18 protein-coding genes are annotated in these 23,485 nt (G+C 40.2%); 6 read left to right on the top strand and 12 right to left on the bottom strand.

What is annotated here, in order from left to right; genetic code table 11:
- Window positions 1–19 precede the first annotated feature (19 nt).
- A complete protein-coding gene (locus J2Z32_RS10450; protein ID WP_210089096.1) occupies window positions 20–400 on the top strand; it encodes a CidA/LrgA family holin-like protein in 381 nt (126 codons plus the stop codon).
- The gene (locus tag J2Z32_RS10445) at window positions 400–1,077 is read left to right on the top strand and encodes a CidB/LrgB family autolysis modulator (RefSeq protein WP_210089125.1); all 678 of its coding nucleotides are present in this window, start codon (window positions 400–402) and stop codon (window positions 1,075–1,077) included. Before J2Z32_RS10450 ends, J2Z32_RS10445 begins: the two co-directional genes overlap by 1 nt.
- A gap of 77 nt (window positions 1,078–1,154) precedes the next feature.
- Here the strand turns inward: J2Z32_RS10445 and J2Z32_RS10440 are convergent, their stop codons facing one another.
- Both J2Z32_RS10440 and J2Z32_RS10435 read right to left on the bottom strand, forming a co-directional pair.
- The gene (locus tag J2Z32_RS10440) at window positions 1,155–1,565 is read right to left on the bottom strand and encodes an exosporium protein C (RefSeq protein ID WP_210089095.1); all 411 of its coding nucleotides are present in this window, start codon (window positions 1,563–1,565) and stop codon (window positions 1,155–1,157) included.
- 156 nt (window positions 1,566–1,721) lie between these two features.
- Window positions 1,722–2,693, bottom strand: a complete 972-nt coding sequence (locus J2Z32_RS10435) for a Gfo/Idh/MocA family protein (protein WP_210089094.1) — start codon at window positions 2,691–2,693, stop codon at window positions 1,722–1,724.
- A gap of 447 nt (window positions 2,694–3,140) precedes the next feature.
- Between J2Z32_RS10435 and gdhA the strand changes: the two genes are divergently transcribed.
- Window positions 3,141–4,514: an NADP-specific glutamate dehydrogenase gene (gene gdhA / locus J2Z32_RS10430; protein WP_210089093.1), complete on the top strand. Its 1,374-nt coding sequence runs from the start codon at window positions 3,141–3,143 to the stop codon at window positions 4,512–4,514.
- Window positions 4,515–4,651: 137 nt separating this feature from the next.
- Here the strand turns inward: gdhA and J2Z32_RS10425 are convergent, their stop codons facing one another.
- Together J2Z32_RS10425 and gltC are read right to left on the bottom strand one after the other, a co-directional pair.
- Window positions 4,652–5,542 carry a GNAT family N-acetyltransferase gene (locus J2Z32_RS10425; protein WP_210089092.1) on the bottom strand — a complete coding sequence of 297 codons (891 nt, stop codon included), beginning with the start codon at window positions 5,540–5,542 and terminating at the stop codon, window positions 4,652–4,654.
- A 41-nt stretch (window positions 5,543–5,583) separates the two neighbouring features.
- Window positions 5,584–6,483, bottom strand: coding sequence for a glutamate biosynthesis transcriptional regulator GltC (gene gltC / locus J2Z32_RS10420; RefSeq protein WP_210089091.1), 900 nt, complete (start codon window positions 6,481–6,483; stop codon window positions 5,584–5,586).
- 534 nt (window positions 6,484–7,017) lie between these two features.
- Here gltC and J2Z32_RS10415 point away from each other — a divergent pair.
- Window positions 7,018–10,380 (top strand): X2-like carbohydrate binding domain-containing protein, encoded by a 3,363-nt coding sequence (locus J2Z32_RS10415; protein ID WP_210089090.1) that lies wholly within the window; start codon window positions 7,018–7,020, stop codon window positions 10,378–10,380.
- 89 nt (window positions 10,381–10,469) lie between these two features.
- Here J2Z32_RS10415 and cydC read toward each other — a convergent pair whose 3' ends face one another.
- The 6 genes from cydC to J2Z32_RS10385 all read right to left on the bottom strand — a co-directional run bounded on the left by cydC (window position 10,470) and on the right by J2Z32_RS10385 (window position 19,084).
- Window positions 10,470–12,224, bottom strand: a complete 1,755-nt coding sequence (gene cydC / locus J2Z32_RS10410; protein WP_210089089.1) for a thiol reductant ABC exporter subunit CydC — start codon at window positions 12,222–12,224, stop codon at window positions 10,470–10,472.
- Entirely contained in the window at window positions 12,221–13,957 is a 1,737-nt protein-coding gene (gene cydD / locus J2Z32_RS10405) for a thiol reductant ABC exporter subunit CydD (RefSeq protein ID WP_210089088.1), read from the bottom strand. Before cydD ends, cydC begins: the two co-directional genes overlap by 4 nt.
- Entirely contained in the window at window positions 13,957–14,970 is a 1,014-nt protein-coding gene (gene cydB / locus J2Z32_RS10400) for a cytochrome d ubiquinol oxidase subunit II (protein WP_210089087.1), read from the bottom strand. The genes cydD and cydB overlap by 1 nt, the downstream gene beginning before the upstream one ends.
- A complete protein-coding gene (locus J2Z32_RS10395; RefSeq protein ID WP_210089124.1) occupies window positions 14,960–16,360 on the bottom strand; it encodes a cytochrome ubiquinol oxidase subunit I in 1,401 nt (466 codons plus the stop codon). The genes cydB and J2Z32_RS10395 overlap by 11 nt, the downstream gene beginning before the upstream one ends.
- 317 nt (window positions 16,361–16,677) lie before the next feature.
- Window positions 16,678–18,336, bottom strand: a complete 1,659-nt coding sequence (locus tag J2Z32_RS10390) for a hypothetical protein (RefSeq protein ID WP_210089086.1) — start codon at window positions 18,334–18,336, stop codon at window positions 16,678–16,680.
- Between the two features lie 4 nt (window positions 18,337–18,340).
- Window positions 18,341–19,084, bottom strand: coding sequence for an ABC transporter ATP-binding protein (locus J2Z32_RS10385; RefSeq protein WP_210089123.1), 744 nt, complete (start codon window positions 19,082–19,084; stop codon window positions 18,341–18,343).
- A 220-nt stretch (window positions 19,085–19,304) separates the two neighbouring features.
- On the opposite strand from J2Z32_RS10385, the gene J2Z32_RS10380 reads away from it, so the two are divergent.
- A complete protein-coding gene (locus J2Z32_RS10380; RefSeq protein ID WP_210089085.1) occupies window positions 19,305–19,805 on the top strand; it encodes a hypothetical protein in 501 nt (166 codons plus the stop codon).
- On the opposite strand, the gene J2Z32_RS10375 is transcribed toward J2Z32_RS10380, so the two are convergent.
- Window positions 19,802–20,740, bottom strand: a complete 939-nt coding sequence (locus tag J2Z32_RS10375; protein WP_210089084.1) for a 1,4-dihydroxy-2-naphthoate polyprenyltransferase — start codon at window positions 20,738–20,740, stop codon at window positions 19,802–19,804. The two genes, J2Z32_RS10380 and J2Z32_RS10375, sit on opposite strands and share 4 nt — an antisense overlap.
- A gap of 108 nt (window positions 20,741–20,848) precedes the next feature.
- Here J2Z32_RS10375 and J2Z32_RS10370 point away from each other — a divergent pair, with 108 nt between their 5' ends.
- A complete protein-coding gene (locus tag J2Z32_RS10370) occupies window positions 20,849–22,054 on the top strand; it encodes a glycosyltransferase family 39 protein (protein WP_210089083.1) in 1,206 nt (401 codons plus the stop codon).
- 72 nt (window positions 22,055–22,126) lie between these two features.
- On the opposite strand, the gene J2Z32_RS10365 is transcribed toward J2Z32_RS10370, so the two are convergent.
- A complete protein-coding gene (locus J2Z32_RS10365) occupies window positions 22,127–23,473 on the bottom strand; it encodes a sensor domain-containing diguanylate cyclase (RefSeq protein WP_210089082.1) in 1,347 nt (448 codons plus the stop codon).
- Window positions 23,474–23,485: the final 12 nt, after the last annotated feature.

Raw genomic sequence — 23,485 nt, 5'->3', positions numbered from 1 at the left:
AAGGGAGAGGAGAGCATTTATGCGCACCATAAAATCAATGTTGCTAAGTATAGCACAAGTCGGCTTATTGTTCCTATTGTCTATGGGAATGAATGTTGTAGCAAATGCGCTTCATCTTCCTATTCCTGGTACCATTCTTGGCATTATGATTTTATTTATTTTGTTAAAAACTGAGGTTGTTAAGCTATCTTGGATTGAGTTAGGTGGAAATTGGCTACTTGCTGAATTGCTATTATTTTTCATTCCTTCTGCAGTAGGGGTCATGAAATATATACCGATATTAGAAAACCAAGGTCTACGTATCCTTGTGGTCGTCATCATAAGTACATTTGCTGTGATGTTAACATCTGGACTTACAGCAACGCGGATTACAAAAAGGAAGGAACGTGGGCTATCATGATTCAAGCGTTATTATATATCGTTGCGACCCTTGCCATTTATGCGATTTCTAAAAAAATTTATCAACGTTATCCTAAGGTATACTTATCACCATTACTTATTACACCAGTAATGCTCATCCTTATTTTGATGACTAGAGGGATTTCATTCGAGGATTATAATACAGGTGGTCAATGGTTAAGCAAAATGCTTCAACCTGCTACGATCGCATTTGCAATTCCTTTATACAAATATTATGATGTGCTCAAAAAACATGCCGTCGTTATATTAGTGAGCGTACTTACAGGCTCCATTACCGCGATCGTGTCTTCTGCATTAATCGCAGAGCTACTCAAATTAGATGTATCGATGGTAAATAGCTTAATCCCACGTTCAGTCACTACCCCAATTGCTATGAATATATCGCAAATTATTGGGGGGGTGCCTAATATTACAGCCGTGTTTGTCATCATCACGGGCTTGCTTGGTACAATGCTCGGCCCAATGATTGTAAAATGGTTTCGTATTGAAAGTGAAGTTGCTCGTGGTGTATTGCTAGGCACAGGTGCACATGGGACTGGAACGTCTAAAGCATTTGAATTCAGTTCACTAACTGGAACCATCTCTAGTATTTCGATGATAGTATCTGCCTTGTTGACGCTTGGCATTGCACCGATATTAATTTCATTGCTAGTTTAAAGCAGCGTAGACCCCAAGACAATATGCCTCAGAGTCTACGCTTTTATTCTATTATATGGTTATACCTAGTGTAGTTGTTAAGCTGTAGCAAGTGCGGTGAATACGATAGGACCAATGACTGTAGCTTGTGCGCCGGCATTTTGAATTTCAACAGATAATATATAGTCATGGACACCTGGAGGAACGTTCACATCAGCAGCAACAAGGGAAGTTAATGAAACATTTTCAAAATCTGTTTCTACGGCTTGCAATGCATAATAGATTTCACGTCCATCTCTAAAAATACGGAACAATATTCTCGGAATACCCACTACACCCTGTAATCCAACTGTTGCATTTAATTGTACATTATTAGTAGGACGGTTAGCTGGAATAGGAACTCTTACTAAAGCGATCCCTTGGCCAGCAGGGGTAGTCGGAATCGGAATTGCAGCTCCATTTGTAATTGGTGTAGGAACATTGACCACATGAGCTAAAACTTCAGCCATTTCTACCAACTCCTAATATAAATTAAGAAAAACATCAAGCTAAATACATTTGAGGAGGTTCATATCATTACGCTATTGTTTTTCTTGAGATATACTATGAGGATTTAATAGAAATGGTATAGATGAAGTTGCTGGTAGATTCGTATATTTTTAGTATTATAGTTTAACTGCTTGTCCAATCTTTGCAGATTGCACAGCTGCGTAGGTCACCCTTTGCGTCTTGACTGCGTCCGCATAGTTGGATAATAGATGGGATTCATCCCCTGTTTGTACCGCATGAATAAAGGCAATAGATTCAGCCTCGTACGGATTACCTTTGCTATGATAAGTCGTTTTAACTCCCTCTGCTTCAACCTCTAGACGCTCTGGTGTCCAATCCAAAATGCCATGATCAGTATATAAGCTTAAACCTGTCTTTCCTATCCCACTAGGCAAAATACACGTATTGGAAATGGTCGCGATCGCTCCACTTGCCAGCTTCATGGTTACGGTCCCTACATCGGGAACGGTCACCCCATCATATTTTTGCTGTAAAACTTGGTTGGCAAATGTAGCGTACACCTCTGTTACTTCCCCTGCGGTATACCTTAGCAAGTCCACAATATGTGTCGTTTGTTCAATAAATTGCCCACCTGACAAGGCTTCATTTCTCCACCAAGCTACACCTGGCATATCCCCCATCCATACACCCTCGGCAAATCCAACAGTACTTCCCTCTATCAGTTCCTTCATCATTTGAATTGATTCTTTATATCTAAAATGATAGCCAACTGCGTTTACGACAGGCTTGGCCTCCAGTGCTTTTAAAATACGTTCAGGAGTTTCAATATCTACACCCACTGGCTTTTCAACGAAAAACGGAATTCCTTTTTCAATAAGTGCAAGCTCAATTTCGCCATGAGCCATTGGCGGTACAGTAATGTAAACGGCATCTAGCTGTACTACATCTAGCATCCGAAGCGTATGATCAAAGGCTTTGGCTCCGACATAATGGGCCGCAAACGTCTCTGCTTTTTCCATCGAAGTGCCTACAATTGCGGCTACATTTACCCCCTCCATCTGACTTAAAAGATCGCCGTGCATCTTACCAAACCAACCTGTTCCGATAATTCCAACTTGGATCGACATGATTAACCTCCTTCATATTATAAAAAGCTCCTAATGTAATTAACGGTAAGATGAAAATAAATGATTAATCAGAAATGTTTAATTAAGGCTCTATCTTGAAATCAGTGATTGACAAATAGCCCAAATTTGCGAAGGGACAAAGGATTCTGGAGAAGTGAAGCGTTCGTATTTAAAACCAAATTCTAACAAATAAAATCTAATAATAAGGAATCTGGTTTTAACAACGATCGGAAGAACCTTTGTTCCGCAGCTTACCATCTATTTTATTGTCAATCAGTAATTTCACATAGATTATTAATTAAACCAAAGTTAATCTAATTTAGTCATGAACTTGATCTAAATATGGCTTTGTTAATAGCTGACATAGATATTACAATAATCGTAAGAAAATCGAGAAAAGAAAACTAACACTAAATTAGACATAGGATGGAAAGGTGGATTTATACGATGGCAACAACTGAGCAAGCTAACCTCACTGCTGCACAGCAATATGTAAATGAGGTTTACGAAACGGTAAAAAAACGCAACCCCGGTGAAAGTGAATTTCATCAGGCGGTCAAAGAAATTCTTGACTCGCTTGTTCCCGTATTTGCCAAGCACCCTAAATACCAAAACGAGTCGATCCTAGAGCGAATTGTAGAGCCGGAGCGTATCATTTCGTTCCGTGTGCCTTGGGTTGATGATCAAGGTAAGGTACAGGTAAACCGCGGCTTCCGTGTACAGTTTAACAGTGCAATTGGACCTTACAAAGGTGGGCTTCGCTTCCATCCTTCTGTCAACGCTAGCATTATCAAATTTTTAGGCTTTGAGCAAATTTTTAAAAACTCATTAACAGGTCAACCGATTGGTGGCGGTAAAGGTGGCTCTGACTTTGATCCTAAAGGAAAATCAGATCGTGAGGTTATGAAGTTTACGCAAAGCTTTATGACAGAGCTATCTAAATACATTGGTCCTGATACTGATGTACCTGCTGGTGATATTGGTGTAGGTGCTCGAGAAATCGGTTATATGTTTGGACAATATAAACGTCTTGTTGGCGGTAATGAAGCAGGTGTATTAACAGGTAAAGGCTTAACCTACGGAGGAAGCTTGACGCGTACAGAAGCAACAGGGTATGGCCTCGTTTACTTTACGCAAGAAATGCTTAAAACAAAAGGCGAAAGCTTTACGAATAAAACGGTTGTCGTTTCTGGTTCTGGTAATGTATCCATTTATGCGATTGAAAAAGCACAGCAGCTTGGTGCGAAAGTCGTTGCATGTAGTGACTCCAATGGCTACGTATACGATAAGGACGGAATCAATCTTGATACTGTGAAAAGAATTAAAGAAGTGGAAAGAAAACGGATTAGTGAATATGTGAAGGAGCATCCAACTGCACAATACGTAGAGGGCTGCCAAAACATTTGGACAATCCCTTGTGATATTGCATTGCCATGTGCAACCCAAAACGAAATTAACGAAGAAGCTGCCAAAACATTAGTAGCTAACGGTGTGAAGTATGTAGCTGAAGGTGCTAACATGCCGTCTACATTAGAAGCGATTGAGGTTTACCTTAGCAATGACGTATACTTTGGACCTGCTAAAGCAGCAAATGCAGGTGGTGTAGCGGTATCTGCACTTGAAATGGCACAAAATAGTGCACGACTCGCTTGGACCTTTGAAGAAGTAGATACTAAATTGCAAACCATTATGACGAACATTTACAACAACAGTGTGAAAGCTGCTGAGGAATACGGTCATACAGGCAACCTTGTTGTTGGTTCAAACATTGCAGGCTTCTTAAAGGTAGCAGACACGATGATCGCGCATGGTGTGGTGTAAATTATATACATCTGACTTAACTTAAATGCAAAAAAAGGATTTGAAGTTGTCCTAGACCTCTATATCTATGTCTAGACCTTCAAATCCTTTATTTATAAATACCTATCATTGAGATGCAAGCCAGTCTGTTCATTGTATTAAAAGGTTTTACTCCAGCAGTAACTTTTTGATGTCTGCTTGAAGCCCATACTCTTATACCAAGGATACGGCTCTTCATCAGGGACAACATATACAACATTCGCACCAAGCTTTTTACATTGCTTCATTGATTCATAAACACATGCTTTGGCTAAGCCTTGACGTCTATATTTTTCTCCTGTTACCATTGGTTCAACAAATGCGACCTTTGTTTCAAAATCAAACCACATTCCGCAAAAAGAAGCATAAGCCCCATCTGGAGCTATAGCAACCGAGCATATTTCTTGTCTATAATCGAGCCAAGCATGTTTTATAGGCAAATATACTTCGTCATCATAGGCAGGGGGTTCACCTTCATAATTAAATGCTCCCCATAGTAGATCATTTAGCTTTTTAAAATCATATACCTCTTGGAGCGGTTTGATTTCAAAACCTTCTGGGATACGTGCTTCTAGGATTGGTTCAGATAAAGAATAGGTTAACATCCTACCTTCCTCGCCCCTTTTATATCCGTTTGCTTCTAGACAAGCCTGTAATTCACTACCTTCATATGCACCAATATTCAAATAGCTTTTCCCATTGTCGTCTGTACCAGCAAAAGTGCGCTCTGCATAATGAAGTAGCTCCGTATAAAGTTCACTATATTCAGGATTAACGTATATAATTGCATCACCATACCAAGGACTATCAAGGGAAACTCGCCCCACAATTTCTCCATCTTTCTCCCAAATGCCAATCTTTTCAGGGTGAAACATTTCAGAAGCGGGGTGCTGTGAAATCCAATCCCAAGTTACCTTTCCGATGTTATTAAACTCATATTTACTTTCTCCCAATGCTTTGCTTATCTTTTCAACGTCTCCATCCTTAAAATTCCGAAAGGTTATTCCCAATGCCAATTCTCCTTCCTAAGCATTTGATACCTCACACAAGCTTAGTTACCCTGAAATTTTGGACCCATCTCCTTCAAAAACTCATGAAACAGCTTCTCTGTTGGAGATAACTCCCTTGTCGTTGGCGTAATGATCCCTACATCTCTTGTCACAAGCGAATCCACGATAGGTAGGCTTACAATGGAGGAAGACAGATGCTCGCCTACTGCAATTTCAGGTAGCAATGTCACTCCTAATCCTGCCGCAACTAACCCTTTAATCGCATCAAGATCATCACCTTCAAATGACACCAGGGGCTGAAAGCCAATATTTGTGCAAGCGTGTACAACAATATCTCGCAGGACAAACCCCGAAGGAAATAACACAAACACATCATCCACCAGTTGCTCTAGCTTCACAGAGTTTTGAGCCGCTAAAGGATGGGTGGCTGGCAATAACGCAACAAACTTCTCCTTAAACAATACCTCAACATTGACTTGCCTTTCGTGCTTGGGCACAGGTCCCATAATAGCTAAGTTCATCTCGCCCTTAATCACCCATTCAATCAATTCCTTATATGAGCCATGTTGAAGCTGAAAATGAACCGCTGGGTATTGCTCTCTAAAAGCAGACACAATGCTTGGAATCATATGTGCCGCTAAACTACTTGGAAAGCCAATTCGTACCGTCCCTTGCTCCGGATCTAAATATTCATTAATTTCCTGCTTTGCATTTTGAATTACCTTCATTAAATGTTCCATATGTGCTAAAAATAATCGCCCGATTGGTGTTAGTTTCACCTTGCGACCCTCATGAATAAACAAGTCCACACCAAGCTCTGCTTCTAATTTAAATATTTGCCGGCTTACCGCTGATTGGGATACATGTAACATATAAGAGGCTTCTGTCACATGCTCCAGCTTCGCTACTTCAATAAAATATTGAATTTGCCTTAGTTCCATCGTCCTCACCTCTTCTGTCTTACTTTTTGCCTCAGCTTTTGCTTGTACCTATTATGACTGCTAATAGCCCAGATGTACAGTTACACTAGTTTTCTAGGCAGTTTGATAGATTGACTTTTTTAATATTACAAGTTAAAATTTTCTAGTAAATGTATATTTTATAATCACCACAGACTACTCCTCAAGCTTCTACTCAACGATTGACACTGTCCGATCTTACATATCTCATAGTACACATCTCACAGTACACATCACTTTTCACACACTCACACCTCTTGGTTCAACATCAAATTGATAATTCAACCCACAACACTAATGAGTTACAACACCTACTATTTTAAATGCCACAAAAAGAAAGCGCTTTATACTTGTCGTCCAAGGTGACTACTTGCCTTTGTTCAAAATAAACAATCCATATCATTAATTACCTTTGACATCTACTCTGAAAGGAGGTGGGGCTTAAAGCTACTCCTGCCATATTTGCAGCAACTTACTTTTTTTTATTTTAGCCAAAAATCATAGGGAGGTAATTTTGTGAAGCGCAAAAAATGGTTATCTAAATTTAGTGCTATCCTACTTTCTGTTGCTCTGATCGGTAGCTCCTACCTCACAGCATTCCCACAACAGGCTAAGGCTGCAACCAGTGAACCTTATCAATGGAACAAGGTCTTTACAGGCGCTGGTGGTGGCTTTATCCCCGGCATCATTTTTAACGAAAGTGAACCCGATCTTATTTATGCAAGAACAGATATCGGTGGAGTGTACCGCTGGAATCCAGCGGATAGTAGTTGGATTCAGCTCATGGATTGGGTTGGCTTTGAGGAATGGGGTAAAACAGGTGTAGATGCCTTGGCGACAGACCCTGTTGATCCAGACCGAGTGTATATTGCGGCAGGGACGTATACCAACAGTTGGGAATCAACGAATGGTTATATTTTACGTTCCACAGACCGTGGGGACACTTGGGAACAAACTGAGCTTCCTTTTAAAGTTGGTGGTAATATGCCAGGGCGTTCCATGGGTGAACGTCTAGCGATTGATCCAAATAAAAACAGTATTTTATATTTTGGAGCACGTAGTGGGAATGGCTTATGGAAAAGTACCGATTATGGTGTAACGTGGAATCAGGTTACCAACTTCCCGAATGTCGGTAACTATGTTCAGGACCCTACTAAAGAATACCAAAGCGATATCATGGGGCTTGCATGGATTACATTTGATAAATCGACAGGTACTCCAGGACAAGCCACGCAGACTATTTATGTTGGTGTTGCTGATAAGGATGAGAGCATTTACAGAAGTACCGATGGAGGCGCGACATGGAGTGCTGTCCCAGGACAACCAAAGGGATTCCTCCCACACCACGGCGTCCTGTCTTCTACTGGCGATTTATATATCCCTTATAACAATGGGATTGGCCCTTATGATGGTACTAAGGGAGATGTATGGAAATACAATACAAAGACCGGAAAATGGACAAACATCAGTCCTGTCCCTTCCAGTGATAGCGCACAAACGTTTGGTTATGGCGGACTAGCGGTAGATGCCCAGAACCCAAATACGATTGTCGTTGCAAATCTTAACCAGTGGTGGCCAGATGCAAATATGTACCGCAGCTTAGATGGCGGGGCAACCTGGAAACCGATTTGGGAATTTAATGGCTATCCAGACCGTAATTTGCGTTATACGCTAGATATTTCGGCCGCACCTTGGCTTGATTTTGGTAATTTGCCAGAACCACCCGTTCCTTCACCAAGACTTGGCTGGATGATTGGCAGTCTTGTCATCGATCCTTTTAACTCAGATCGAATGATGTATGGTACAGGTGCTACGCTATATGGTACAGATAACTTAACAAATTGGGATAAACCAAATGGTGTCATTGATATTGAGGTAAAGGCTAAAAACATTGAAGAAATGGCGATTTTAGATTTGGTTAGTCCACCATCAGGCGCTCACTTATTAAGTGCAATTGGTGATGTAACTGGCTTCCGTCATGATGATTTAACGAAGACGCCGGAAAAAATGTTTGTTAATCCAAAAACGTCAACATCACTTGATTTTGCACAAAATGATCCTGAATATATTGTCCGCGTAGGTAAGATTGACAGATCAGAATCACCAAATGCCAAAGCGATTGGCTTCTCTCGTGACGGGGGTAGCAATTGGTACACAGCTAGTGAGCCGCAAGGAACGAGCGGCGGTGGTAGAGTTGCAGTCTCACCTGACGGAGAAAGCATCGTATGGAGCACAGAAGAAACAGGCGTGTTCTACTCCCACAGTAACGGTAACTCTTGGACTCGTAGCAACGGTGTTCCTGTAGGGGCTGTTGTGAAATCTGACCGTGTGAACAGTGACAAGTTTTATGCGATTGGTAAGGGGAAATTTTATGTAAGTACGGACCGTGGGGTTACATTTACTGAATCTGCTGCAACTGGTTTACCAAACCCACCATATCAAAACCTAGATTTTAAATTAATGCCAACCATCGAGGGTGATATTTGGTTAGCAGGTGGAGATACGGAAAGTGGCATTTATGGAATCTGGCATTCCACGGATTCAGGTGCTACCTTCACTAAACTTGATAATGTTGAGGAAGCTAATGTGATTGGCATTGGGAAAGCCGCACCTGGGCAAACGTATGATGCCCTTTATACAAGTGCAAAAATCGATGGTGTACGTGGTATTTTCCGTTCCATTGATGCTGGCGCTAGCTGGGTAAGAATTAACGATGATGATCATCAATATGCATCAACCAATTCTGCCATTACAGGGGATCCACGTATTTTTGGACGTGTATATGTTGGGACAAATGGGCTTGGTATTGCTTATGGAGATAGCCTAACGACACCTGAGCCGGTTAATAATTCAACGATTACACCAACATCTGCTTCCTTTGACAAGGCAAGTACAACTAATGATGTTTCTGTAGCGTTAACCTTAAATGGTAATACATTATCCTCCATTAAAAAAGGAAATGTAGCGTTAACTGAAGGAACCGATTATACCGTAACAGGCACAACAGTAAAATTAAGCAATAGTTATCTAGCCTCACTTGCGGTAGGAAATCATAACTTGACCTTTGTGTTTAGCGCTGGGGCAAATGCGGTGTTAAAGGTCGTGGTAACTGATTCTGCTGAGCCTGCTAACTCTAGTATTACACCAACAACAGCTACCTTTGATAAAAAGGTGAGCAATCAAGCTGACCTCTCTGTCGCACTTACGCTAAATGGCAATACACTAACCAATATTAAAAATGGTGCAGTGACGTTAGTGGAAGGGACAGATTACACGTTAACAGGTAATACCGTTACACTATTAAGTAGCTATTTAGCTACTCAGCCACTTGGAGGTGTGAGCCTAACCTTTAACTTTAGTGGTGGTACTCCTGCGATGCTAGCTGTAAATATTGTAGATACAACAACACCAATTCCAGTAGATAGTGACATTACGGTACAAGCATACAATGAAAATAGAACAGCATCTACACAAAGTATTAATCCTCAGTTTAAGCTAATTAACTCAGGGGATGAGCCAATTGACTTGTCTGATGTGACATTACGTTATTACTTTACTAGCGATAGTGAGCAAGGACATCAATTTTTCTCTGATTGGGCGAGTATCGGTAATCAACATGTCACTGGAACCTTTGTGAAGCTACAAGCGGCTACAGCTACTGCGGATCACTATTTGCAAATCGGATTTAGCAATGATGCTGGAGTCCTTCAGCCAGGGCAAAGTGCCTTCATCCAAACTCGGTTCTCCAAGCTAAATTGGAGCAGCTTTAATCAAGCTAATGATTATTCGTTTGATTCCCTTTCAACAACATATCAAGACAACACAAAAGTTACAGGGTATGTGGCAGGTCAGCTAGTATGGGGAAATGAACCTCAATAAAGTAAGCCACAATAATGATGTAGTAACAAAATTTAAAGACCTCCTAACCACGATTTGTGGTTAGGAGGTCTTAGTATTTGTACGTTATTTTATTGCGGTTTATCAAGTTCATACAAATGACGATACCTTGGCTCACGCTCCATCAACTCAGCATGCGAGCCTTGCATAATAATTTTGCCTTGCTCCATAAATATAATTTCGTCCATCTGCTCTGCACCAACAAGGTGATGGGTAACCCAAACTAAGGTTTTGCCTGTTGTACTACGGAAAATCGTAGATAACAGTTCACGTTCTGTACGTGGATCAAGCCCTACCGTAGGTTCATCTAAAATTAAGATCGGTGTATTTTGCAATAACACACGCGCTAAGGCGACACGTTGACGTTCTCCACCTGAGAAGCGTTGTCCTGTTTCCCGCATCGGTGTATTTAGGCCGGCTGGGAGACTAGCCACCAGCCCAGATAGCTGGGCTCGATCAACCGCATCCATCATTTCTTCCTTCGTACATCCGCTATGTCCCAATGCAATATTATTTCCTAATGTTGTGTCAAATAGATGAGGACGTTGATTTAATACAGCAATCACGTGTGCAATCTCATCCCCAAATTGATGCGCACTGATCCCATTTACTGTGATGCTTCCCTCAGTTGGGACTAAAGCGCCTTGAATCAATTTTAGTAATGTAGATTTGCCTGCACCACTACGTCCAATAATCGCAATTTTTTTGCCTTGTGGTATATCTAAGGAAAGTGATTGTACTGAATTACCTTCAACTTTATTGTAACGGAAGGCAACATCCACTAATGAAAGATCAGCGTGCTTAGAAGCTGTGCTAATCTCTTCTTTTGTTAGCTGGCGAAGCCCACTCAGTGCATTACCTGCTAACATTGAATCAGAACCCGACATCCCATCCAATCGGTTCAGAGATTCCTGATACCCTGGGATACGCTCAATCGCCTCAGATACAGGTAAAAAGGCATCTGCGATTGGAAAAACAACTAAGGTAAAGGCAGCAATTAACGTAATATCAATCTGCCCTGCCGCCGCCTGGTTTCCTGACCAATACAGCATGGAAACGACAACAATCCCTACCACGAGCTGACCGATTAGCATCCGCCATCTACTCCAAGCGCGTAGTTTTCTCTCCTTTTGCGCTACAGTAGCTTCTTCACTTTCATAATCATGTAGGAAATGGCCTTGTCTTCCGCTAATGACCCAATCACCTATTCCCATGACTGCATCCGTTAGCTTTTGGTATAAGCCATTACGCTCTCTTTTTACCGCTTTATTGGTCCCTTTAGTTAATTTCCATGATATATACGGCAAAACAAAAACTAAGATAAAAATATAAATCGCAACTAAACCGGCAAAGGTGACATCAAACCCACTAATTCCAATCACCGCCGCTGCATATAAGACAACAGCAACTAGACTTGGAAACACGGTACGAATATACACGTTTTGAAGCTGTTCGATATCATCCGCTAGTGCGCCAAGAATATCACCTGTACGATAACGAGAAGAGATAAACAAAGCCTGGGGCTCCAAAATCCGATAAAGCCGCACACGCATTTTAGATAAAATACGTAATACAGCATCATGGCCAACAAGCCGTTCAACATAATGAATGACAGACCGACCAATACTGAAGGTACGAACACCTACAATAGGCACGTAAACTAACAAAATGTTGTATGGCATCGTTGCAGACTTTGAAATCAAAAACCCTGAAGTAAACATCAGCATCCCTGCACACAACACAGTAAGGATCGACAGAATCAAATAGAGGGCAAACCTTCCGCTATATTCCAGAAAATATGGTCGTAACCAGTCTTCTTGCTTCATGCTAATCCCTCCTGCTGCAAGTGGAGCATGCCATAATATGCACCTTGTGATTGCATGAGCTCATCATGACTTCCTCTTTCCACAACCTTACCTTGCTCCATCACAATAATTTCATCCATATTAGACATCCAATGAAGACGATGTGTCGCCAAAATAACGAGTCTATTGTCAAACAACGGCAACATCGTTTCCTTTAGCTCATATTCAGTTTCAATATCTAAATGAGCAGTTGGCTCATCCAGCAATATAATTGGACGTCCTGTTAATAAAGCACGTGCTAAGGCGACACGTTGCTCTTGTCCACCACTTAATGCACGTCCACCGCCGCCAATCGGCTCATCATAACCTTGTGGTAAGCTTGACACCAATTCACCTAAGCCAGCCGCCTCGGCAGCGTCTCGAATTTGCTCACTTGTAGCCTCAGGACTGTAAAAAGCAATGTTTTGACCTAACGTACCACTAAAAATATAAGGGTTTTGCGGGATATATGTAATCTGATTACTCCAATCACTATGCATTAAATCATGCAGCGCAATCCCATCCATCTCAAACTCACCTGTAGTTGGACTTAAAAACCCACCTAACATATCGATAAGTGTAGATTTACCAGCCCCACTTTCACCTACAATTCCAATCTTGCGTAACCCGGAAATTTCAAGCGAAACATCGCTCACCGAAGGAACGTGGCTATGTTCATGACTTAAACCAATACCACGAAGAGTAAGTGTGCTATCTTGTTTCCAATTTAGATTAGCATTTGCAGAAAGCGCCACATGCTGAGCTTCTCTCGCCTCTGCGGAATTAATAATTTGATTCATCGCTTCCCCTGCTTCTTTTCCATCTAGTGTGGCATGGTAATCTGCCCCCACCATCCGTACAGGTAAGAAGTATTCAGGTGCTAAAATCAGCACAGTTAGCGCAGGTAGTAGTGAAATATGACCATCAATCAACCGAAGCCCAAGGTTAACGGCAACAGAAGCGACCGATAACATCGTAAAGAAATCAAGGGCAAAGGACGATAAAAAAGCGATACGTAACGTCTTAACTGTGGCTTCCCGATAAGAGTTACTTACCGTTTGAATAGATTTGCTATGCTGTTTACTGCGGCCAAGAAACTTTAGTGTCTCTAAACCACGCAAAGAGTCAACAAAATGGTTAGACAAGGTGCGGTAGGACTCCCATTGCTGATCCATTCGCTTTTTAGAAGCAAGTCCAATTAAAATCATAAATACAATTAAAATCGGCAAAGTAACAGTTAAGATTACTCCTGATCTTACATCCAAAAAATACACATAAGCTAATACCAGCACTGGCGTCATTCCAGTAGCAAGCATTCTCGGAAGAAATAGCTCTAAGTAATTACGGAACTTAATGACCCCTTCAATTACAAGGGTAACTAAATTCCCTGTACCCGCAACTCCTGCATACCGTGGACCAAGCTGAAATAACTTATCCAAAACTTTTTTACGCAAATCCTGGCTTGTTTTATCTGCAAAATGGGACGCTGTACGTTGCTGCAGCAATACGCATAGCTGTCTCACTGCAAATGCAATTAGGAACAATCCGGCTGTGCCGAACTGTTCCTCTATTTTTGCGCCCGCAAAGAGGGCAGAGACAACCTCTGCCAGCCACTTTGCTTGCATAATTATCGCGATACTCTGAATCAATGTTAATAAAGCCATAATCATCATTACTGGCCTAATCCCTTTGAAGTTCATCAATCCACGACCCATTAGTATTCCAAATGCTCCTTTTCATGAATGCGTTTATGAAACACAAAATAACTCCAAATTTGATAACCTAAAACAAACGGTAACAAGGTTAAAGCTACAATACTCATCACCTTTAAGGAATATTGTCCTGACGCTGCATTGGTCAAGGTTAATGAAAAAGCATCATTGATAGAGCTAACCATAACTCGAGGGAACATCCCTACGAAGATCGATGCAAAAGAAAGTGCAATTACGCCCCCAGTCATCCCAAATGCCCAACTGTCCTTTTGCTTAGCCATGAAGTAGCCTGCCAATACGAACAATACAACCCCTAAGATCGCGATGATGGTCAAGATACCGCCACGAACCTCAAAAATATCCGTTTGGAAATAAGTCATTACTGCAAATACAACTAACAATACAGCAAGTGGATACAGCAATGTCTTAGCTAGCTTCCGCGCACGTAATTGAAGATCACCCACTGTACGTAAAGTTGTAAACATTAAGCCATGTACTAAACATAACATTACAACGGTGATTCCACCCATTACAGTATAGACATTAACCATATCAAATAATCCTGCACGCATTTCCATATCCTCGTGGATTGGCAATCCCTTCATCATCCCTGCAAAAACAACTCCAAGTAAAAATGGAGGAAGTAGGCTACCAAAGAAGATCGAAGCATCCCATGATTTTTTCCAAGCTTCTCCCTTGCCCTTGCCTCGGAATTCAAAAGCAACCCCACGGGCAATGAGCGCAAGTAACAATACAACCAGTGGTGTGTAATAACCACTAAACATCGTAGCGTACCAGTTCGGGAATGCGGCAAACATCGCGCCCCCCGCTGTAATCAACCATACTTCATTGGCATCCCAGAAGGGACCAATAGAGTTGATCAAAATCCGCTTTTCCATATCATTTTTAGCGAGAAATTTAGTACTCATCCCTACCCCAAAGTCAAAGCCTTCGAGGAAAAAGAAACCGATAAATAATACGGCAACAAGCACAAACCACAATTCATTAAGAGACATGGTATCCCTCCTTATCATATGGATCTGCATGACTATCATCATGATCGTCTTTCGCATATGGTCCCTTCTTAATCGACTTGACGAACAAGTAAACCATAATGATACCAAGCACCGCATAAATTAAGGTGAATGAAATTAAGGAGAATAAAATCTGTCCGCCCGTTACACTTGGTGAAATGCTATCCTTCGTTTGCATTAAGCCAAATACCGTCCATGGCTGACGTCCAATTTCAGTCATAATCCAACCCGCTGTATTCCCAATGAATGGTAAAGAAATGGCCCATAACATCATTTTGTAATACTTTTTATTTGGATTTCCTAATTTTTTACGTGCCATTAAATATGCGCCATATAGACTCAGTAAAATCATAATTGAACCTGCCGCAACCATAATCCGGAAGCTCCAGAAGGTCGTTCTCACTGGTGGGATATAATTACCTGGTCCATATGTTTGTTCATATTCTGCTTGAAGCTCGTTCATCCCTTTAACTTCACCCGAAAACTTGCTATAGGACAAAAAGCTTAACGCGTAAGGAATTTTAATTTCAAAGCTATTTTCCTTTTTCTCAGGGTCGATATGCGCGTACACCGTCCAAGGCGCAGGATCACCACTTTTACCCCAAAGACCTTCAGAAGCAGCCATTTTCATTGGTTGTGTTTTCACCAAATATTGTGCTTGGGAGTGTCCAACCAACGCTGTACCAAAGGAGGAAATTAAAGCAACAATCAATGCAATCTTAAATGATTTCATAAAAAATTCTGTATCTTGCTTTTTGAGCAGCTTATAAGCACTTACTCCTGTAATGAGGAAAGCGCCGGTCGCAAATGCACCTAATACCGTATGTGGGAACTCAACCCATAGCTGTCCATTAGAAATTAGTGCAAAAAAGTCGTTCATTTCCGCCCGACCATTGACGACCTCGAACCCAACTGGTCTTTGCATGAAGGAGTTCGCAGCTAAAATCCAGAACGCAGAAACAGTCGTTCCTACTGCAACGAGCCAAATACATAATAAGTGAACTTTTTTTGATAAGCGGTCCCAACCAAAAATCCACAAACCAATAAATGTCGATTCCATGAAAAAGGCGAACAAGGCTTCAACGGCAAGTGGCGCACCAAACACGTCCCCGACAAACCGAGAGTAATCAGACCAGTTCATTCCGAATTGGAACTCTTGAAGAATCCCTGTTACTACCCCAACTGCGAAGTTAATTAGAAATAAATGTCCCCAGAACTTTGCCATCTTTTTGTAAATTTCTTTGCCCTTGACGACATACATCGTCTCCATGATCGCGATAAGCAACACCAGACCAATAGACAGTGGCACAAAGAAGAAGTGGAAAATGGTAGTCACTGCGAACTGAAGGCGTCCAAGCATAACCGGATCCAACATGTCTCTTCCCTACTTTCTCATCATTATAATTATCTAGGCATTTTGCATAAATGCTCAACTATTGTGAATTCTATCACTGTTTTCGTGCAAGCTAACACATAAAAATCAATAATTTTGTGACAAGAATCACATGATTAATGTCACAATTGAGTTAAGTATCATCAAACCCTTGCTACACATAGCTTTATCGTAATTAGTACATGTGAATAAAATGTGTCCATTTACAATTAATTCGCTTACATGAAACTAAAGGCAAGGAAAATCATCAAAAAATGACAATTCCCCCTGCCTTCTGCTGTTATTTTATATAGATATTATATCTTAACTCCACGTAATAATACGTCTTTGGTAAAACCCTTATTCCACGCAACCCAATTTAAAGCAATGACCACCGCCATGTACAAGTAAGTGCCATACATGACCTGCAAAAATGCAAAATGAATAAGTGCAATTAAAAAAGCAACAAGCATGATCGGCACAACCTTTACGCCTTCTGCTGATTCGCCAACGCCAAAAGGCTTAGAAAAAGGTAATGACTTTTCAAAATACATGAAGGTTAAGACGGTGTATAAAAACAAGCTCAACAATACCGAAATTAAATCAGGTACAATGACAATCCCAAATAGATAGATCATCACGATACTAACAAGGAAAAATACAGGAGCCACTAGACGTAAAAAGCAAGCTTTAATCATACTTTTATAGATTACCGTCTCATCCTGGACTGGAGTAATTTCATAAATCCAAGCGCCTTTATGCTTTTCACTATATTGAATCATAATGATAACCGTCGGAATAAGCATGGCACAAAAATAAATGAGTAAAAACATGGGCGAGCCTTGAGTTTTACTAATCCCCCCAAAGCCTGGGCTAAATAAAAAAATAAATGGAAACACCAGTGACAACCCTAGAGAGGGATAGACCTTAAGCTTAAATTTGCGTTCCTTCTTAATCATGGTCCAGGTAAACTGGAAAAACACTCTTTCGATTTGACTTCGACAGCTTAGCTTAGCAAGGAGCTTAGCAATTTTGTTTTTACTTTTATCCACCCCACTTGGTGCGGCTAACTTCTGCACATAACGCTCTAGCGTAGGCAAAAATTTTAGATAAATGATAAATGACAAAATAGGAATCACGAGCGCAAGCAGGCTGAATAGTATAAACAAGGGGTCATGTATACCATTTAACGTAGTCTCAAATAGAGCCGCAAACCAGATCGGTGGAATTAAAAATTGCCACCACTGGGACTGAAATACGACAGCCATATCTACAACCCCAAATAAACGTATTAATAGCTGATACCCCACCGTAATCCCAACAGTTAGTCCAATTTGCACATAATTAATCATATCCTTAAGCTTCTCACCATCAAAAAAGCGTAACACTAGTAAATAAATAAGTGCGGTTAAAACGACTGTAAATAAATCAATCAGCACTACACATAAAAGCATCAGGAGAAAAAATAAAATACCATGCCGATACAGTCCTACGCCTAAGGGAATGAGAGCAATCGATCCTGTTAAAAACAGCATATAGATGGATACGTGCATTGTTTTTGCCATAGCAAGCGTTTTTTTGTCAATCGGCTTACTGAACAATATCGTTCGATCCCGAACATCTAACAATATTGAGGAAAAGCTGGAAATTAAAATCGTTAATAGCATAAATGTAAAAATGCCAAAAAATATACTCATCTGAAACAGATAATTGTCAGCGATATAAATGAGTGGACTGGTAATTAAGCCAAATAAGCAATAAAACCATAAAGAACCTATAAATTGATTTTTTTCTTTTTTTGCCTTAGTTTGCTTCTCTCCACTAGATTTAGCATTGGCTAATAAAAAGGAAGAGGTTCTTGCATCGAGCGTTAGCTTCACCTGTAGGATATGCCGCATCGCTGTATAATCAATCCCGAATTTAGTAAACCACCCACTACATTTATCTAATAGCTGCAAAGTTCGATAATCCTTCATATGGTTACCCTCCTTGCACAATTGATACAAATCGTTCAGCAATCTCACGATGCTCATTAAAGCCTGTCAGCTGATTAAAAATTTGTTCTAATGAACCTTCATGACTCTGCTGTTGTAGCTCCTCAAAGCTGCCATCTGCGACAATCCGCCCTTGATCTAACAAAATGATACGACTACTGATCTTCTCCACCACGTCCATAATATGAGAAGAATAAAAAATCGTTTTGCCCGCAGCTGCAAGCAATGCCAGCATTTCTTTAATAATGATGACACTATTAGCATCTAGTCCACTTAAAGGCTCATCCAAAAATAAAATATCCGGATTATGAAGCAAGCTTGATATGATCATAACCTTTTGCTTCATCCCTTTTGAGAATGTGGATATGGTAGCATGACGCATCTCCCACAGCCCTAGCTGATCCATCAGCCTTCCTGCCTTGCTCTCTGCTTCATCTGCATCCAAGCCATATAACTGTCCAATAAAAACAAGATATTCCATTGCGGTTAACATATCATACATCTCAGCAATTTCAGGGACGTAACCAACTCTTTTCTTAAAGTCTATTCCCTCTTCACCTACACGTGCACCTAACACAGTCACATCCCCAGTGAAGCCTTCCACGAGACCAAGCATGATTTTAACGGTAGTACTTTTACCTGCGCCATTTGGGCCTATGTATCCAATAATTTGTCCTGGGTAAACCTCTAAGTCAACACCATTTAACACGTACCGATCGCTATATTTCATCCTTAAATCTTTAATTGAAATGACTGGTTTATGATGGGTTAACAAGCCGATCAACTCCTTTTAGGTCATATTTAAAAAAATTACTAGACCTTAGTCTAGTTTATATTATCCCTGTAGACGGAAGCATCAGTTTTAAAAAGTATAGTATACTGAACTTGTTCCAAAAATGATAAAAAGTAAATTACATATTATAAACAAATTCCAGGGAGGAATTATTAAAATGAATAAAAAAACTTGGTTAGGACCTATTTTAATCATTATCGGTATCTATTTGTTGTGGTTTAAGGAGCAAGCACTCACCCCGGGAGCTATATTTGCTACCTTTTGGCCTACGATTTTTGTAATTCCAGTTGGACTATTGTTACATTGGTTTTATTTTTCGTTTTCTTACCGCAGGCTTACAGGATTGCTCATCCCCGGCGGTATTTTGTTCACAGTAGGTCTCGTTTGCCAAATCTCTACCTTATTTGATAGCTGGCAATACATGTGGCCAGGGTTTATTGCAGCACCCGCAGTAGGACTCTTTGAATTTTATTGGTTTGGCAAACGGAACAAATTTTTATTAATCCCCATTAATATATTAGCTGGATTATCCTTATTATTTTTTGCCGTCTTTTCACTTAGCTCCCTATACAATCAATTTGTGTTTGGGCAACCTGTCCTTGCGCTCGTCTTTATTATTATAGGAGCTTTTTTCATGATAAGACCTAAACGTAATTAGGCATAGATAGCCGCCAAGATCAAAACAACAATACGGGACATATTTGTCAGCATAAAGTTACTCACTGCTAATTTAAAGGTCAACCTTTTAACTGGCTGAGCAATAAATTGCTTGGCATTTCTAGTGACTGGAATGATCGAGAGTAAGGCAATCAACAGTAAGATTGGGGAAACACCCAGCAAATAGAGTACAATGAGGTCTAGAAAAGAGGCGTAATATAATATTTTAAATAAAATCAAGGCATTTTCACGACCAATATAAACAGGAAGGGTATAACGTTTATTTTCAATATCCTCTTCCATATCGCAAATGTTATTGGCTAACATAATGTTTGCAATACATAAGATTGCAGGAATAGAAACAAGGAACAACCATAACGTCTCCGTCCATACTAATTCCAACAGTATTTTGTTGTGCTCAAATGTTAAGATTGCTAATTGATTACCCACTTGAATGTAGGTTGAAATATAAATTATGACAAAACCCATAAAAAGACCCGAAAAAATTTCACCAAGTGGCATACGTGAAATGGGAATAGGACCAAACGAATAAAGGATACCAACCCCAAAGGAAAGTCCACCTAATACGAGGACAAGCCAACCCGTGTGTAAAAATAATATGACACCTGCCCCAATCGCAAGCACCAATAAAACAATAATTAATAGCGCCACATTACTTGGATTCATTTTATACCTTACAATTGCATTATGCGCCTCATAACCATATCCGTGTTTTTTGATCGCCTTACGATAGTCATAATAATTATTTATGGCGGTTGTAGCCATGTCGAAGCTTAGCAATGACACTAACATTAATATAAAATGCTCTACTTGAAACGTATCAAAGCGAAACCACGCATAGGAAGTCCCCATTAAAAAAGGGATCATACTGGCTGCTTTTGTTCTTATCTCTACTAAATCTAAAAATTTCTTCATGTTTGTCTTGTCATCCTCCTACTAAAAGGATATATAATTTTTGAAGTAACGTCCATAAAAACTATAACTTAACGAATTTTCATTACTAGAAGAGGAGTTTCCACTCACATGTTAAATCTAAACCAGTTAAACCGATTCACCTCCAGCTTTTCAAAAAGAAGGACATTATGGTTAACCTTGATTTTTGTAGTTGCTGTGTTACTACGTGCGCTTTATGTTTTTGTGACAGGTACGCAAGACTTCTTCGGTGGGGATGGTAAACGCTACTACAGTATGATAGAGCAACTAGCTAATAACCACATTTATGGTTACGGAAGTGAGACCGCTAACGCAAGAGTAACACCCGGATTTCCGCTCTTTGGTTATGTTATTCTAACCTTAACCTCATTTAGTTTAACCGCTTATAAATGGGTGCAAATCCTGTTGGGGGCAGCAACCATAATTCCAGTATTTTATCTGATACGAAGCAAGGCCTCAGTGGGCTTAGCGTTATTAGGTTCCCTTTTTGTAGCTATTTATCCGCCATTTATTTTTATGACCGGCATATTTATGACAGAAACCTTATTTGTTTTTTTACTTGCTTTATTTTTTGCTGCATGGGAGAGAATGTGGAGAAACCCGACGTTACTTAATATCATTATGGCCTCTGCGATCTTAAGTTATGGAATTTTGACTCGACCAAGCATGTTGCCTGTAATTGTATTAGCCATTATATTTTTGGCATTTGTTAGAGAAAAGAGGAGGAGCCTCCTTCCCTTTGTGGCAACGATGGTTGTTTGCTTTTTACCATGGATCATTAGAAACTATGTCTCATTACATGAATTTACGATTTTAGCTTCGGATAGCGGTAATGCCTTATTAGCAGGTGCCTATCCTTATTTTAACGAGCCTATAAACTTTAAAGAAATGTATGCGCTTGGTCTAGATCAGACTAGCTATGGGCTTCAGGTTATTTTAGAAGGGTTTCAAGCTAATTTCCTGCTATACCTCAAATGGTTTACTGTAGGCAAGCTACAAGTCTTGTTTAGTAATATGTTTGTAAGTGATACGTTCCATTTTCCTCAATTATACGTTTACGGTGGTGTAATCTTACATTATCTTACTTTGCTCATTGCCGTACCCTCTATACTATACTGGCTATTTAAACGTAATTTCTTGGCATGGTGCTGCTCAGGCATGTTAGCGTTCCAGCTTTTATTTATACCTACTGCCAGATACGGAACCCCATTTATCCTGCTTTTTATGGTTTTAGGTACATGGGCTATTTCTCTGCTTCTAAAGCGATTGTGGCCAAGCTATAGCACTTCAAACTAAATCTGGATTTTACACAGTTTAACAAATTAAAAGGAGGAAGATGGCCCGAACATGACGGTTTATCTTCCTCTATTATTGTTCTGAAAAATGATTTTTATCTAAAAACCTAACCTCAACGTCTGCATTCCCTCTTTTTACTCCATACATCGACTCATCCGCCCGATGAATCATGTCCTCTAGCGTTTCACCTTCTGTCGCTACACAGATTCCAATGCTTGCACCTACTCTAATATGACCGGTTTGAATTTGCGACAAATTATGCTTAATGCGGTTCGCAACCTTTACTATACTTTGCTCATCCATATCAGTTAGTAAGATAACAAATTCATCGCCGCCCAGTCGGCAAATCGTATCCTCTTCTCGTACAACAGCTAATAGCTTTTGTGCTACATCCTTTAATAGTAAATCACCACTCGCATGACCTAATGTATCGTTTACTTCTTTAAAATTGTCAAGATCAATAAATAACATCGCTAAAGAGGAACGAGCCCACTGACTATATTCCTTAAATTTCTTGCTCAGCATTGCCCGATTAGGAAGTCCCGTCATCTCGTCGTGATAAGCTAAATACTCAATTCGCTGCTCCATCTCTTTACGTTCAGTAATATCGATGACAACCCCATCTAAACGAACTAAATGCCCCTTATAATCAAAATGAGGACGTCCTCGGTTTTGCAGCCACGTAATGGAACCATCCTTATTTAAAACTCTAAAGTCTTTAGAAGAGGTCTGTCGCCACAGCACCATTTCTTGCTGCGCATCCATAATTACTTTGCGATCATCAGGATGGATACATAAGTACATGGTTGCTAAATCAGTCATTGCTGTGTGATGTTCCAGCCCTAACATTTTCTCCAATCGACCAGACAGCTCCAGCTTCTCCGAATGGATATCGTAGGACCACGTTCCAATCGATACATTGTCTAAGATGGTCTGCAATCGATCCTCGTTCGAATCAGCTCGCTGTAAAATATTTTTAAGCATTTTAGTGTACATAATACAAAATATAGATATAAATCCGGAAAAGGCAACGACATAAATCCAATCTTCTTTACCCATACCAGGGAACATTAAATCGCCTTTATACCAGAAAAAATATAAACCAGAACCAATATATAATACGCTCGATAATAATACAGGTCGTAAATCATGATAAATCAAGCTAGAGATCGGTACCAACGCCATAAATAAATAATTAATGTAATGAGGAGTGTGGAAAATTAATGAGTAAAAATACACAAACATTAACACACAGATCATCATCATTGTAAAGCTCGACAAACGGGGGATTTTTATAAAAACAAAGGCAATGAAAAATAGGAGTAATGTTACACCAAGATGGCTACCAGAGATTTTGCCTCTAACCAGAGTATGAATAATAAAGGCACAACCATAAAAAAGCGCGATTATGCGCAACATCCAAGTGTTTTT

The sequence above is a fragment of the Paenibacillus turicensis genome, assembly GCF_017873435.1.
Lineage (GTDB): Bacteria > Bacillota > Bacilli > Paenibacillales > Paenibacillaceae > Fontibacillus > Fontibacillus turicensis.
Note: the sequence above shows the minus strand (reverse complement) of the source record. Positions and strands in the feature narration are given on the sequence as shown.